This is a genomic window from Geobacter hydrogenophilus, assembly GCF_018501225.1.
Lineage (GTDB): Bacteria > Desulfobacterota > Desulfuromonadia > Geobacterales > Geobacteraceae > Geobacter > Geobacter hydrogenophilus.
In genome coordinates, this window is the sequence record NZ_JAHCZI010000003.1 from 184,820 (window position 1) to 199,211 (window position 14,392).

Below are 14,392 nucleotides of genomic sequence, written 5' to 3' on the forward strand. Positions count from 1 at the left end.
TTCAAAATAATGTTTTGCATTGCGCATGCCGAACGATAATAACGGAGTGTGATGTTTGTAACATATTGAATTAGAAGGCATAACTTACACATTAAAAAAAATACATTGTTTTATGAACGGTTGAGGCCGACGATATTTCGTTGGGGGCTGATCCGATAATCCCTAATTAAAAACTGGATTGCCTGGTGAAAGGGTCAAAACTTCATTAATAAGGGGTTGATCAAGGCTTTGATTGGGGTGGGGTTGGGGTGAGGCGATATTTCGTTGGTGAGGCGATATTTCGTCGGTAGGTGGGATTGGGTAAGGGAGGAACAGGGCGCCCTGCTGTTCATGCCGGTTTAAGTGAATTCTTTTCGCTTGATTCCCAACTTCTTCATCCTAGAGTTGAGAGTTGTCGGTTTCAATCCGAGGATTTCAGCTGCTCCGTTTCGGCCCCTGATGCGCCAGCCGGTTTGTTCCAGGACAGCGTTGATGTGCATTCTCTCTACCCCCTCCATAGTCATGGGCTCGTCGGTGATTGTGGCGGAACCATCCTGAATTTCCACCACCAGCGTGGTGCCATTGCTCAGAATCATGGCCCTTTCCACCAGGTTTCTCAATTCTCGTATGTTCCCCGGCCAGCGGTAACGCTCCATGGCTTCCATGTTCTTCTTGGGGATACGCTCAATCGCCTTGCCGAAAACTTTCCCGAACTCCTCGACCATTGCCCATACGAGCAACGGGATATCCTCTCGCCGCTCACGCAACGGCGGGACTGAAATGGGAAACACATTGAGCCGGTAGTAGAGATCTTCGCGAAAACTGCCGTCTTTGACAGCCTGAGCAAGATTCTGGTTGGTTGCGGCAATCACCCTCACATCGACCGAGATCGGTTTTGGGTTGCCCAGTCGCTCGAACTGGCCTTCCTGGATGACCCGCAGGAGTTTGGACTGAAGCTCCAGGGGCAGTTCGCCGATCTCGTCCAGGAAGATCGTGGAGCCGTTGGCCGCCTCGAAGCGGCCGATCTGGCTCGACGTCGCGCCGGTGTAGGCCCCTTTTTCGTGGCCGAACAACTCGGCTTCGATGAGCGATGCCGGCAGTGCGGCGCAATTTACTTTGATCATGGCCCGCGACTTGCGGGGACTGGCATTATGGATGGCCCTGGCTATCAGCTCTTTGCCGGTGCCGGTTTCGCCAAGAATAAGCACGGTTGAGCCGGTTGCTGCCACCTGCTTAATTTGGAGGAGGACATCCTTGATGGCTTTGGATTTGCCGATGATCTCCTCGTGCTTGTATTCAACGTCAATCTGGTCTCGGAGGTAGACGTTCTCGGCTTCCAGGCGGTCCTTCAACTCCTTTATTTCCGCCAGGGCATTCTGAATTTTCTGGTCCGCCCGTTTCCGTTCCAGGGCATTGGAAAAAATCTCCCACAAAAGACGAAGTCGTTGGGTAAGCTCGTCCGGCCAATCTCTCTTCACCCTGTAAGAGACAAAGGTGATGGCGCCGACGATAATGCCGCCAATGCGGGCCGGGATAAACATGATGGATTTTATGCCCCCCTGATCCTTGGCGTATTGTTTTTCTCTCCAGAATCGGTCAGGCAATTCGTCGATATCGGAAACGCGGAAAATGTCTCCATCGAGGACCATGCTCATCCAGACTGGTATCTGGTCGGCGACGACGGGGGGCGGCGGCTTGATGCTTGGCTTGGCGTAGGAATGGGTGATCTGCAGGCTTGCGCCATCGTTTGAGATGTGCCAGATACTGCTTCGGTCAAACCCCAGGAACTCGACGACTTCCCGTAGCCCCCGTTCAATCTTTTGGTCCACCTTGCTCACGGACAAGTTGATAAAAGTGGAAGAGAGGTTTGATAGAAACGCCTCCACCTGTATGCGTTCTGCCTGGATGCCTTCTTTTATCTTTTGCTCGGTTATGTCCTGGACCACCAGCCCGCAGCGCATGACAGATCCATCGCTCTCCTTGAGCGGGTACGAGCAGATCAGCCAGATTCTCTCTTGGGTTGATCTGTCCGGAAGCAGCTTGCGGACAACGATTTCCAGGTCGATAAAGGAACATTTCTCGGCAATGGTGCGAGACAGCACCGGCTCCACAACAGAGGCAATCATTTGGTCGACTTCTCTAAGTGTCTTGCCAATGTGTTCCCTGGCGGGGAGATCGGTAATGATTGCCATTCGCTTATTGACATATATAAAGCGTAAGTCCTGATCAATAATCGAAATTCCGAACTGGGCCTGTTCAAACAACTGTTCAAGGTTGCTGAATTTCCCCAGAAAGAAGTCGGAATTGTTTAATGCTAAGTTGCCGCTTGAACTCATATCGTCGCTCGTTTATATCTATAAAATATTGTTTTATTTGTAGCACGCTGATTTTAATTATGCAATCTCCTAGTTCGAGAGCACGATGCGTGAGCTTGCCGGGGTGGAGGACGAGATCCAAAGCTTGATGGGGATGAAGAATATCAGGAGGGAGAAGAGCACTGGTGGCGGGTTTTGGTATTCTGTTTCATGCCAGCGCGCCCCCAAGAGGTTGCGCCAGAGGTTACGCAAGCGCAGGGAAAGAGAAAAGGGCCTACAGCATTAGCTGTAAGCCCTTGTTTTACTGGTGGAGATGAACGGGATCGAACCGTCGACCTATGCGTTGCGAACGCATCGCTCTCCCAGCTGAGCTACATCCCCATTATGAATTGTAAATGCTCCTGTTTAGGAGAACACACCATCAGTTTTATACCGTAAACTGATTCCCTTGAAAAGGGTAAAGTTAGGGGGATACCGGGATGACAACGGTGAATTCAGCTCCCCCGGTCTCGCGGTTTTTAACCGTTATGGTGCCTCCGTGGGCCGTTATGATCTTGTGGGCGATGGCAAGGCCGAGGCCGGTCCCCTTTTCCTTCGTGGTGAAGAAGGGGCTGAAGAGGGTGTGGATATGCTCAAGGAGAATCCCTGCTCCGGTGTCGGAGACCTTGACGGAGACAGCTCGGCCTCCGTCGATCTGGGCGGGGAGGGACTCGATCTCCAGGACGCCCCCCGGCTCCATGACGTCATTGGCGTTGCTGAGCAGGTTGATGAAGACATGGCGGATTTGCTGGTAGTCGCCCAGGACCGAGGGGAGGCGCGAGGCCAGGATTTTTTCGACTTTAATTCCTTTTTCCTCGATGGGGAGAGCGACCACCGAGAGGGCGTCTTCGATAATCTGGTTAATGCTGCACCGACTGTAACAGATGGTTGTTTTCTTCGAGAAGAAGAGGATGTCTGTCAGCATGTTTTCCAGGTGCTGGACTTCACGGGTGATGAGATCCGCGTATTGCCATTCTTCCGTGTCGGCGGAAAATCGTTTCTTCAGTCGTCCCGCAAAGCCCCCCACCGAAACGAGAGGGTTCTTGATCTCGTGCGCGATTCCCGCCGCCATCTGGCCGATGGCGGCCAGTTTTTCTCCCTGCAGGAGGCGCTCCTGGGTCTCGTGAAGGTTACGGTTGGTTTCTTCAAGCCGGTTGTAGAGGATGGAGTTTTCCGCGGCCATTCCCGCCTGGTTGGTGAACAGTTGCAGCAGGTTGAGTTCATCGGGGGTGATGGGGCGTCCGCTTGTGCAGTTGTCGACGACGATGGCGCCGATGACCTGATCGTGGGCGATGAGCGGGGCGATGGCGAAGGGGGTCCCGCCAAACCTCCGGTTGAAAGAGCGGTCGATGGGATGCTCCCGGCGGGGGGCGCGAACAAGGACAAGCATCCTGTCGAGCACCGCTTTGGAGATGTGGTTCTGGGTGCTGTCCAAGGGAAGCCGCGTCGCCTTGACAAGTCTGCAAAATTCGGTTTGCTGTAGGAGGGCAATATCTTCGTCGGATACATTCAAGGAATCCTGCGTAGATGAGATCGGCAGGTCCGTCTGCGGTTCAGGTCCGTCGACCCGGGTGATGCCGGTCATCCCCTGGAGGGTTTCGGTCCGTTCATTGGCCAGAAAAAGCATGGCCCGGTCGAAAAGGGGGGGGCTTCCCGATGTGATGGCAGAAAGAATCAGGTGCACGAGCCGGTTCAGTTTGATGGTGGAGAGCATCGTGTTGCTGATTCGGAAGAGGAAAAAAAATTCCTCAAGGCGCTTTTCCATGTCATCGAGGGAGCGCTTGCAGCGGATGATGCCGGCGACCTCGATCAAAAGGATCTGCAGAAGTTCGAGGTCGTCACCGCTGAGAAGGGTGGTATCGGGGAGGCCAATGGTCAACACCCCGAGCAGTCGCTCTCCGTCAATGATGGGGTGGGCGTCCACCTGGCGCTCGGTGCCCAGGGATGGCTCATGGGGGTGCAATGACGAGATGCCGCGGCGGATGGGCTTTGCATGCGCCGCGCACCGTCCCGCGATCCCCTTGCCGAAGAGGATGGTGCAGTCGCTGATTTCGTCGGGGAGGAGGGTTGAGATCTTTCGGTGGAGGAGGTTGTCTCTCTCGTTAACCAGGTAGATGGTCGCCGATGAGCAGTGAAAGGCTTCGGTAATGAGGTGGGCGAAGGATTTCAGCCGGACATAATGGGGTTGTTCGGTGGAATTGGCTATCCGAATCGCATTGCTGACTATCTTGAACTGACTCTGAGCAGCCATCCGGACTCCGGGCTCGGGTAGATGCTACGGGAGGTGTGCGGGACGGAAAGGGGGGCTACGGGTGTTTTTCTTTCCGCTCCTGTTCCATTTTGCAGTCGATGCAGAGGGTGGTAACCGGACGGGCCTTGAGGCGCGCCTCACTGATATCCTCTCCGCAGACCTCGCAGGTGCCGAAGCTGCCATCATCGATCCGTTCGAGGGCCTCACGGATCTTGTTGATGAGCTTGCGCTCCCGGTCCCGGATGCGGAGCTCGAAGTTGCGGTCCGACTCCTGGGTCGCCCGGTCGGTGGGGTCGGGGAAGCTGGTGGAGTCGACGGTCATTTCCGAGACGGTTTTTCCCGCCTCTTCCTGGAGCGATCGGATCTCATCGTTGAGGATCGATCTGAAATATTCAAGCTTCTCCTTGTCCATGCCACTCATCTCCCTTTTTATGCGCTTAATCGTACAGATAATAAAGGGATTGGACGGTCAAGTAAAGCAAAAAGTATGTGACGCCGGTAATGGGGATGGGCTCACAGGAGCCGGTCCAGGGCCTCTTCCACCGATTTGACGCCGATTACTTCCATTCCCTCCACGGACGTCACCTGCTTGAGGCTTCCGGCGGGGATGACGGCTCGGGTAAAACCGAGCTTGGCCGCCTCACGCACCCGGGTCTCGGGCTGGGTTATGGCCCGCACCTCGCCGGCAAGGCCTACCTCGCCGACAACGACCGTCTGGGGGTCGATGACCTTGTCCAGGTGGCTGGAGGCAAGGGCGGCCACCATGCCGAGGTCGGCGGCCGGCTCGCTCACCCGGGCACCCCCGGCGGCGTTCAGGAAAATGTCCTGCCCCGCCATGTGGAGTCCTACCTTCTTGTCGAGGACAGCCACGAGAAGCGCGAGGCGGTTGGCGTCGACTCCCAGGGTGGTGCGGCGGGGGACCCCCAGGGAGGAGGGGGTGACCAGGGCCTGGAGCTCCACCAGGAGGGGGCGGCTCCCTTCGATGGTCGTGACGACGGCGGAGCCGGATACCCCCAGGGGGCGCTCAGAGAGGAAAATTTCCGAGGGGTTGCGGACTTCGCAGAGCCCCCCCTCCTTCATTTCGAAGACGCCGATCTCGTTGGTGGAGCCGAAGCGGTTCTTGACCGCCCGCAGGATGCGGAAGGCGTGTCCCCGGTCCCCCTCGAAGTAGAGGACCGTGTCGACCATGTGCTCCAGGACCCGGGGGCCGGCAATGGAGCCGTCCTTGGTGACGTGCCCCACGATGAAGGTGGGGATGGCGCTCCGTTTCGCCGCCACCATGAGACGCCCGGCGCACTCCCTTACCTGACTCACGCTTCCGGGGGCCGATTCGAGCCCCGGGGCGTACATGGTCTGGATGGAGTCGATGACCACGGCCCGGGGGGCCACGGCGCCGATCTGGGCGAGCACCGTCTCAAGGGCGGTCTCGGCCAGGATGAGGAGTCCCTTCGCCCGGATGCCGAGCCGCTCTCCGCGGAGTCTCGCCTGGCGGGCCGACTCTTCGCCCGAAACGTAGAGGACCGGCCCGGCGGTGCGCGCCAGGTGGTCCATCACTTGCAAGAGAAGGGTTGATTTGCCGATGCCGGGATCGCCGCCGATGAGGATGACGGAGCCGGCCACGAGCCCTCCGCCGAGAACCCGGTCGAACTCGGATATGCCGCAGGGGAGCCGCTCCTCCGCCTCCCCCGCCACGTCGCAGATGGGGACCGGCGCCACGCCGGAGAGGGGGGCCGAGGGGCCTTTCCCCTTGCCCCGCACCTCTTCCACGAGGCTGTTCCAGGCGGAGCAGTCGGGGCACTTGCCGAGCCACTTGGCCGACTGGTATCCGCAGTTCTGGCAGACATACAATGTCATGGTTTTCAAACGGATCATCCTCCGCAACGGGTTCGAGAGGTGGCGCAATGCTCAGTTCTAAACCGATTCGGAGTGTCTGTCAACGGAGCCACAGGACAATCCGTGTCAGGAAGTTGTCGCCGGCGTGCTCCCTTTGACAGGTGCGTGGGCGTTGTCCCGACCATAAAGGAGACAGGGATGGTTAATCGGGAGGAGCAGCACAACCGGCGTGATAATGCCGCCTCACGCCGGCGCGGTGCTGCCTTGGCCGAACTCCATAAGGCACTCAAGGCCATGGGATTTTATCCTGAGGGGCATCCGCTCCGGGCGGAAAGCCTCCGTCTTGCCTTCGGCGCCCTCCGCGAGGCCGTGGGGGAGGAGCATCTTCTGCTGGCGGTGGGCAAGGGGGGCTTTGCCGTTCCCGACGGGGAAGCGGCCGTGGAGGATAATCCCATGGCCCAGGCCCTCGCCCGGGAGCTCTTCATCCGGCGGGTTCGCCGCATCGCGTTTCTGGCCGACCTCACCCTGACGGACCTGGAGTCCTTTCTTTCCCTTCTTTCCCTCGATTATCGGAGCATTCCCTCTGCCGGCGGCATGGAGGCGCTCATGGCGCAGCGGGGGATCACCACCATCTGGGCCAATGAGATCGATCTGGACGCCATCGGCCGCAAGCGGCAGGAAATTCAGGACTCCTTTGCCGCGGCGGGGCATGGGCCAGGGGAATGGCAGGCTGGCGAGGCGTTTCTGAAAGAAGTGGAGGAGGCAGAGATAGATACGGCGCTTTCCGTGATCCCTGCGGCGGAGTTCCATGCCGACGGTGCCCGGGAGCAACAAACGATGACTCCTGAAGAGCTCATCGACCTCATGGCGCGGGAGCCCGATGATGAACGTTATCGTGAGCTCAGCCGGGCTTTCGTGAAAGAATGCCTCCGCCTTCAGGACGATAGCGAGTTCGAGCGGCTCTTTCCGATCCTTGAGCGTCTCCTGCAGCAGGCCAATGACGGGGAGATGGGACTTGCCCGGCGCGGCAGCGCCCTCCTCGCCTTCGACCAGACGGTGGGGGAGGGGATGGTCGGTTTTCTCGTGCGGCAGATGGAGGAACACGGGGCCACGGAGGGGGACCGCCTCCTCCCCTTCTTCGCCGAACTGGGCTCCCGGGCAGCGGCTCCCCTGGCGGCGCGGCTTCGTTGTGCCGAAGGGGTTCGTCCCCTCAAGAATCTTGCTTCGGGGCTTATGGCCGTGGGGGACGAGGCGGTCGAGCCCGTGCTTGAACTTCTTGCCGACGGGAGCGATCCAGTGGTTCAGGCAGCGGCGGAGATTCTCGGCGAGATTGGCACGGGTGGCTGCTTGGCGGAACTGCGGCAATGCCTTGGGCATCGCGATGAGGGGGTGCGTCGCGAGGTCCTCAGAAGCCTTGTGCGCATCGGCGGTCCCGAAGCGGAGGAGGCGATCATTGCCTGTCTCGACTCGTCCCGCGATCCGGCCCTGCGGCACCTTGCAGTAGTCTCCCTTGGGGTGCTGCGGAGCGGCCGGGCGGTGGAGCCGCTCCTTGCCGTCGTGGCCAGGAGGGATCTCTTTGCGAGCATTTTCTCCCTCAAGAAGGTTGCCCTTGCCGCCCTCGGCAGGATTGGCGACCGTCGGGCCGTTCCCGCCCTTGTGGCGCTGTTGAGGAGCCGGCACTGGTTTTTCCGGCGGCAGGGGGAGGAACTGCGCTGCCTTGCTGCCGCCGCCCTCGGCCAGATTGGTGATTCGGCAACGCTTCCCCTCCTTTCGGAGCTGGCCGCCAAGGGGGGGCGCCTCGGCGCGGCCTGCGGCGGGGCCGTCGGCGCCATAGAGCAGCGACAGCAGGAGGGAGCCCATGATTGATTTGTCCCTGGCCCAGGCGCAACGGGTGGTTCTTCTCCTGGCGGGCACCGTGAAGGGGTACTCCCTCTATCCCGAGGCCCATCCTGCCATTGCCCAGCCCCTGCGAGAGATCTGCACGATTTTAGAGCAAATTCTCAGGGGGAGGAACGATGTTCGCCTTGGCATCCACGACGGGGTTCTCTTCCTGGAGCAGCACCTCTTCTTCACCCCCACCGCTTCAGTGGATGAACTGGCAGGGATTCTCACGGCACGGGAAATCCGGGCCGTCACCTTCCTGCGGGGCCTTGTCCCTGACGAACTGGCGGCACTCGTGGCCCTTCTGTCCCGGCGGGAGCTCAAGGGGGGGAGCCTGGCGGCGGAGCTTGCCCGGCGGGGGTGTGTCCACGTGGCCCTGGAGCTGGAAGAGCTCCGTCAGGAGGAGGCGGAGGAGTTTGATCCCTCGGCCACCTACCGGCAGGCTATCACCGCCGTCAGCGCACTCTTCGAGGATATCGAGAACGGACGGATCCCCAGCACGAAGATGCTCCACGGCGTCGTGGACCGGGTGGCCGACCTCACCATCCGGGAGCCGTCGACGCTCCTGGGGCTTGCCATGATCAAGGATTACGACAATTACACCTTTTTCCATAGTGTCAACGTGGGGATCCTTGCCATGGCCCTGGGGGCCGCCTTCGGCATGGGGAAGGAGGAGTTGCGGGAGCTGGGGATGGCGGGCTTTCTCCATGACGTGGGCAAGACGAGGGTGGCGAAGAAGATACTCAACAAGCCCGGGAAGCTTTCCCCCGAAGAGTTCGAGGTAATGAAGCGGCATGCCGAGGACGGCGCCCGGATCATCGATGAGATGGAAGGGATAAGTTCCGGTGTTGCCCGGGCGGTTCTGGGGCACCACCTCGGTTTCGACCGCACCGGCTACCCCGGCTGGGCCAAGGAGCTTCCCTTCGGCCGCTCATGCGAGATCATCGCCGTGGCCGACTGCTACGACGCCATCACCACGCTGCGGGTCTACAAGCCTCCCCTCACTCCCCGGGAAGCCGTGGAGATGATCAGGGAACTTGCCGGAACCCAGCTTAACCCGGATCTGGTGGAGACCTTCACGGGAATGATGGGGCGCTATCCCGTCGGCACCCTGGTGCGGCTCGACACGAACGAACTTGCGGTGGTCTTCCGTCCTCCTCCCCCCGGGGGGGAGCGGCCCATGGTGAAGGTGGTGAAGGACGGCCTGGGGAGGGTGCTGCCGTTGCCGGTGGTGAAGGATCTGGCCCATGAGGGGGGGGTGGGGATCGTCGCCGTGGTGGATCCCGCTCTGGCTGCGGTCGAGGTGTCCCGCTACCTTGAGTGAGGCGTGCTGCCCTGTGGGCCGGTCACTCCGGGAGGGGTAGCAGGCCGAGGGCCGTGGCAGCCGCCTTGCGGGTCTGTGGGTGGGGTGAGTCGAGAAGGGCCAGGAGCCGCTCTTCCTGGTCGGGATCGCCGATTCTGCCGAGGGCCAAAGCGGCTTCGGCATCGAGAAGGCCGTCGCCGGCGTCGAGGAAGGGGATGAGGAGGCGCGTTGCCTCCGGGGTCGGGTAATTGCCAAGGGCTGCGATTGCTTTCGCCCGAATCGCCGTACTGGTTTCCTTGAGTCCCTGGGCCAGGGCAGGAAACGCCCGCGGATGGCCCAATGCGCCGAGAACCTCGATGGCGGCCGACTTGATGTCCTCTTCGGGGCGGGAAGCGCAGTAGATGAGGGGGGGAAGGACCCGCTCGCCGCCGATCTTGCCGAGGGCGTAGATGGCCTTCACCTTGGTTCCCCGGTCTCCCTTTTTCAGAAGCTCGGCCACCTCGGCAAAGCTGCCGATCCCTTCAAGGCGCTCCAAGGCCGCTGCCGCCGCTTCCCTCACGTCGCCGGCCGGATCCTTCAGGAGCGGAACGAGCCGCTCGCGCCGTTTTCCCGTTGCGTTAGACTCCATGACTGTGGCATTAGTAGCAGAATTCCCCCGGATCAACAACCCCATTAATCCAGGAAAAAGCATTCGATAACACTGCGAAACAGAGAAAACGGAGCAGCACCGGGGATACGCTGTTCAAGAAGCAGTTCCCCGTCTCTCCGTCTTCATTCCGAATGCCGTTCTTTAGATTGAAAGGAACACGATGAAACTGGACGTGAAAGCTGCCCTTCTCTCCGCGTTTGTCCTGCCGGGTCTCGGCCAGGTCGTCCGCGGCGAGCGGATAAAGGGAGGGATACTCATCGCCCTCGCCAACATTTTTCTCTTGGGAGCCTTTTTCCTGGTCCTCAAGGGGATGGGACCGGTGCTCCTTGAGGCCCAGTTGGCCGGCAGTGTCGATCCGAACGCCGTTACCCGCAAGCTCGCCGCCGGTGCGCCGGCAGCACGTATTCTCCTTGCCTGTTTCGCGGCTCTCTGGTGCTTCGCTGTGGTCGACGCCTTTGTGGGCCGACGAAAAGGGGAGTAGGCCGGTTTATAATTGCGTTTGACAAAATCATGTAAACTGTGAGATAAAATAACGAGTTAGCATGGAGCCCCCGTTCAGGGGGCTTATGTGTATCACTGGTCAGAATGGAGCAGTGCGATGATTCATGCCGAAATCGTGGCAACGGGTGGGTGCGTTCCCGAGCGGGTCGTTCCCAATGATTTTTTCAACTACCTCGTGGATGACGCCGACACCTGGATCGCATCCCGAACGGGAATCCGGGAGCGCCGCTTCGCGGCTCCCGAGGAGTCCACCTCTGACCTGGCCACCGCCGCGGCCCGCAGTGCCCTCGCCCGGGCCAACATGGAACCGGTCGAGCTCGACTGCATCATCGTCGGCACCTCGACCCCCGACATGTACCTCCCCGCCACCGCCTGCATGGTCCAGAAAAACATCGGCGCCAAGAACGCCGTTGCTTTCGACATGAACGCTGTCTGCAGCAGCTTCATCTTCGGCGTGGAAACGGCCGACAACTTCATCCGCTCCGGCAAGTACCGGCGGGTCATGGTGATCGGCGCCGACACCTATTCGAAGATCCTCGACTTCGATGACAAGGGGACCTGCCCCCTCTTCGGCGACGGCGCCAGCGCCGTCATCCTTGGCGCCACCGAGGAGAAGCGGGGAATCCTCCAGAGCATGATCTTCAGCGACGGCAGCGGGTGGGAGCTGATCCAGGTTCCCTCGTCGGGTTCCCGGTGTCCGGTCACTACGGAGACTATCGCCGCCCACGACAACACTTTCAAAATGTCGGGCAAGCAGGTTTTCGTCTTCGCCACCGACGTGATCCCCCGGATCATCGAGCAGGTCACCACCAGGGCAGGGGTGAGCGTCGGCGACCTCGACTACATCATCCCCCACCAGGCCAACGTCCGGATCATCGATTTCATCTCCAAGAAGACCGGCCTCGGCAAGGAGCGGTTCCTTCTGAACCTGGACCGCTATGGCAACACGGCTGCAGCATCGGTGGGGCTTGCCCTGGACGAGAACCTCCGCAATGGCACCCTCAAGCCGGGGCAGCTGGTCCTCATCATGGGATTCGGCGGCGGGCTCTCCTGGGGAGGCGCCCTTATCCGCCTCTGATTCCCGCTATTCCTTCGCCGGCCGTTACCACCGACAGCCCCTTGCCGGCAAGGATTTCAACGAGCAACTCTGGCGGCACGATCCGCTTCCATCCGACGTGGAAGCGGTCGGCCGCCAGGATGATCCCCCCCCTTGCCAGACGGTTCGCCAACCCCGCCACGACCCGCTCCAGAATCCGCCGCTCGTGCATGAACGGCCCGCCGAGAATCCCGTTGCAGAGAATGACATCGAAGGTTTCAGTGCCACCGGCATCGGCTGTCAGGTCTGCGGCGATGAACCGGATGCGCCCGAGGGCGCCGGTTGGGCGGAGTTCGTCCCTGAGCAGGCGGAAGGCCTCCTGCCGTGGCGGATCATGGGGGAAAAAGCCGTGGGCCGCCGCGAAGATTTCGAGGGGATCCCGACTGGCGCCCACGATGCAGAAGCTGTGGGGCTCCAATCCCGTTTCCGCCAGGAGACGGGCCAGACCGTAGGTCCCTTCGCCGGCCCCGCATGCGGCGTCGAGGCATCTGAGTTGCTTGTCGCACCTTCTGCCCCTTGTCGCGAGCCATTGGCGGAGAAAATCACCCTGGGCGGGGTAGCGGTCGGCGTTGGCCCCGTGGCGGCGGGGAACGAAGAGGGAGAAGATACAACGGGTACGGAACTCCGCGTCGTCCGCAAGCTTTGCAAGGAGCCGGGCCGGGTTTGGTTCCCGAAAGGGTGGATCGAGGCGCTCCAGGCAGTCGGGCCACGAGGGGGCCGTCTGCAGGGGAGTGCCGCCCATGTCCGGGGGGAAGGGGAGGGCACGGCGGAGGAGCAGCCGGAAGGCGCGCCGCACCTCTTTCAGGGGAAGAAGGAGATCGGTGGTTGCGCGCATCTCCGCCGTGATGGCAAGCCCCTCACCCCAGAGGCCGAAGGGAACCGTCCCGGCATAGACGCGAAACCGCTCTCCGAGGCGGGTGATGTGCCGCTGCAGGTCATGGTCGTCGAGGACCCCCGGGACCAGGAGGCGGCGCAGGGCCTTCCGCGTCTCGTCCGGATCGGTGACGGGGCGGATACATGCTGGCGGGTGCGGCAGTGGCAATGGGTGAGAGTTTTTCATCGGGCTCCCGTGGGGCTCTGTTCGGAAGCCATTCTATGCAACGGATTTTCCCCTGTCCAGAGAGGATGCAGGAGGTGACGGCATGGCCCCTTTCTCCGGAATGAAACTCTTTTTCATCATTGCGCTCAATGCCCTCTGGCCCCAGACGAAAAGGGGCGGCCCCCCTCTGCGGAACGCCGCCCCTCATCTTCCTTTCGCTCCCCCGGGATTCACCCCCGTGGCGCCTGCCGGCATCCCCCCCATTTTGGCTGACCCCGGACGGGCCGTGAATGCTGAGGGGGATCTTTCGCTCTTTTTCCCCGGCTGCCCGGCCCTGGCTGCCCCGTTTCTCCTCTTTCGCCTCAAACGGCTCGGATTCTCCCGGTGCCGCGTTCGTCTCCTTCCCGAAGGCCTTGCCCTTACTGCCCGGCGCTAACCCGCTATCTTCGTGATCTCGGTGCCGATCTGAGTGAGCGGCAGGACCGTGTCGGCCACTCCTCCTTCGATGCAGGCCCGCGGCATGCCGTAGATGGTGGAGGTGGCCTCATCCTGGACGATGGTTCCCCCCCCCTTGGTCTTCAGGTGCTTCATTCCCTTGAAACCGTCAGCCCCCATCCCCGTGAGGATGACCCCCAGGAGCGAACCGTTGCAGGCGTCGGCAAAGGTGGTCAGCATGTGGTCCACCGATGGGACGTAGATGTACTGAGGACACTCGGCGGTGGCGATGGTGCGGATGGCGACGGTGCTTCCCTGGCGGACCAGCGCCGTGTGCATCCCGCCGGGGGTCACGAGCACAACCCCCGGTTGGACGATGTCGCCGGCCTTCGCCTCCTTCACCTGGAGGGAGCACTTGGTGTTGAGCCGCTCTGCGTAGGGGCCGGTGAACGCTTTGGGCATGTGGATGGCCACCACGATTCCGTGGGGGAAGTTGCCCGGGATGCGGCCGAGAACCTCCTGGACGGCCACCGGCCCGCCGGTGGAGGCGCCGATCCCCACGTACTGGTACCGTTGCCCTGCCGGGCGGGGAACCGCGATGGGGCGGGGCGGCACCACGATGCGCGGAAAGGGAGAGGCCGTGCTCCTGCCGAGGATCGAGATTCCGGACCCCTTCACCTTCCGCAGGAGCTCCTCCTTGAAGGCTTTCTGGGCATCAATGCTGTCGGTGACGTTCTTGGGGATGTAGTCGATGGCGCCGGCATCGAGGGCGTCGAAGGTGGCCTTAGCTCCCTCACAGGTGAGCGTGGAAACCATGAGCACCCGGGTCGGTGCCTTGGCCATGATCTCCTTGAGGGCCGAGATGCCGTCGAGCCGGGGCATCTCGATGTCCATGGTGATCAGGTCAGGCCTGAGGGCCAGGGCCTTTTCCACCCCCTCGACCCCGTCCATGGCCACGCCGATTACTTCGATGGCGGGATCTTTCTCCAGTACGCTCCGGATGACCATCCGCATGAACGACGAGTCGTCCACGACGAGCACGCGCAGTTTTCTTTCCTGATTCGGAAGCAT

At 61.1% G+C, this 14,392-nt stretch carries 12 protein-coding genes and 1 tRNA gene; 5 read left to right on the forward strand and 8 right to left on the reverse strand.

Going from position 1 to position 14,392, the window contains the following annotated elements; all coding sequences use genetic code 11:
• Positions 1-338: 338 nt before the first annotated feature.
• The 5 genes from KI811_RS06815 to radA form a co-directional block, all read right to left on the reverse strand.
• Entirely contained in the window at positions 339-2,315 is a 1,977-nt protein-coding gene (locus tag KI811_RS06815) for a sigma 54-interacting transcriptional regulator (RefSeq protein ID WP_214185722.1), read from the reverse strand.
• Positions 2,316-2,599: 284 nt separating this feature from the next.
• Positions 2,600-2,675, reverse strand: a tRNA-Ala gene (locus KI811_RS06820).
• Between the two features lie 82 nt (positions 2,676-2,757).
• Entirely contained in the window at positions 2,758-4,584 is a 1,827-nt protein-coding gene (locus KI811_RS06825) for a GAF domain-containing sensor histidine kinase (RefSeq protein ID WP_214185723.1), read from the reverse strand.
• Between the two features lie 55 nt (positions 4,585-4,639).
• Positions 4,640-4,996: an RNA polymerase-binding protein DksA gene (dksA, locus tag KI811_RS06830; protein WP_214185724.1), complete on the reverse strand. Its 357-nt coding sequence runs from the start codon at positions 4,994-4,996 to the stop codon at positions 4,640-4,642.
• Between the two features lie 101 nt (positions 4,997-5,097).
• Positions 5,098-6,447: a DNA repair protein RadA gene (radA, locus tag KI811_RS06835; RefSeq protein WP_214185725.1), complete on the reverse strand. Its 1,350-nt coding sequence runs from the start codon at positions 6,445-6,447 to the stop codon at positions 5,098-5,100.
• A 168-nt stretch (positions 6,448-6,615) separates the two neighbouring features.
• Between radA and KI811_RS06840 the strand changes: the two genes are divergently transcribed.
• A complete protein-coding gene (locus tag KI811_RS06840) occupies positions 6,616-8,283 on the forward strand; it encodes a HEAT repeat domain-containing protein (RefSeq protein WP_214185726.1) in 1,668 nt (555 codons plus the stop codon).
• Positions 8,276-9,622, forward strand: a complete 1,347-nt coding sequence (locus tag KI811_RS06845) for an HD-GYP domain-containing protein (RefSeq protein ID WP_214185727.1) — start codon at positions 8,276-8,278, stop codon at positions 9,620-9,622. The genes KI811_RS06840 and KI811_RS06845 overlap by 8 nt, the downstream gene beginning before the upstream one ends.
• Positions 9,623-9,644: 22 nt before the next feature.
• Here the strand turns inward: KI811_RS06845 and KI811_RS06850 are convergent, their stop codons facing one another.
• Positions 9,645-10,229, reverse strand: coding sequence for a HEAT repeat domain-containing protein (locus tag KI811_RS06850; protein ID WP_214185728.1), 585 nt, complete (start codon positions 10,227-10,229; stop codon positions 9,645-9,647).
• A 193-nt stretch (positions 10,230-10,422) separates the two neighbouring features.
• Between KI811_RS06850 and KI811_RS06855 the strand changes: the two genes are divergently transcribed.
• Both KI811_RS06855 and KI811_RS06860 read left to right on the forward strand, forming a co-directional pair.
• On the forward strand, positions 10,423-10,731 hold the full coding sequence (locus KI811_RS06855; RefSeq protein ID WP_343213594.1) for a hypothetical protein: 309 nt from the start codon (positions 10,423-10,425) through the stop codon (positions 10,729-10,731).
• Positions 10,732-10,848: 117 nt separating this feature from the next.
• Entirely contained in the window at positions 10,849-11,829 is a 981-nt protein-coding gene (locus tag KI811_RS06860; protein ID WP_214185730.1) for a beta-ketoacyl-ACP synthase III, read from the forward strand.
• On the opposite strand, the gene KI811_RS06865 is transcribed toward KI811_RS06860, so the two are convergent.
• Positions 11,816-12,907: a class I SAM-dependent methyltransferase gene (locus tag KI811_RS06865; RefSeq protein ID WP_214185731.1), complete on the reverse strand. Its 1,092-nt coding sequence runs from the start codon at positions 12,905-12,907 to the stop codon at positions 11,816-11,818. The two genes, KI811_RS06860 and KI811_RS06865, sit on opposite strands and share 14 nt — an antisense overlap.
• An 82-nt stretch (positions 12,908-12,989) precedes the next feature.
• On the opposite strand from KI811_RS06865, the gene KI811_RS06870 reads away from it, so the two are divergent.
• Positions 12,990-13,322: a hypothetical protein gene (locus KI811_RS06870; RefSeq protein WP_214185732.1), complete on the forward strand. Its 333-nt coding sequence runs from the start codon at positions 12,990-12,992 to the stop codon at positions 13,320-13,322.
• On the opposite strand, the gene KI811_RS06875 is transcribed toward KI811_RS06870, so the two are convergent.
• Entirely contained in the window at positions 13,319-14,392 is a 1,074-nt protein-coding gene (locus tag KI811_RS06875) for a protein-glutamate methylesterase/protein-glutamine glutaminase (RefSeq protein WP_214185733.1), read from the reverse strand. The two genes, KI811_RS06870 and KI811_RS06875, sit on opposite strands and share 4 nt — an antisense overlap.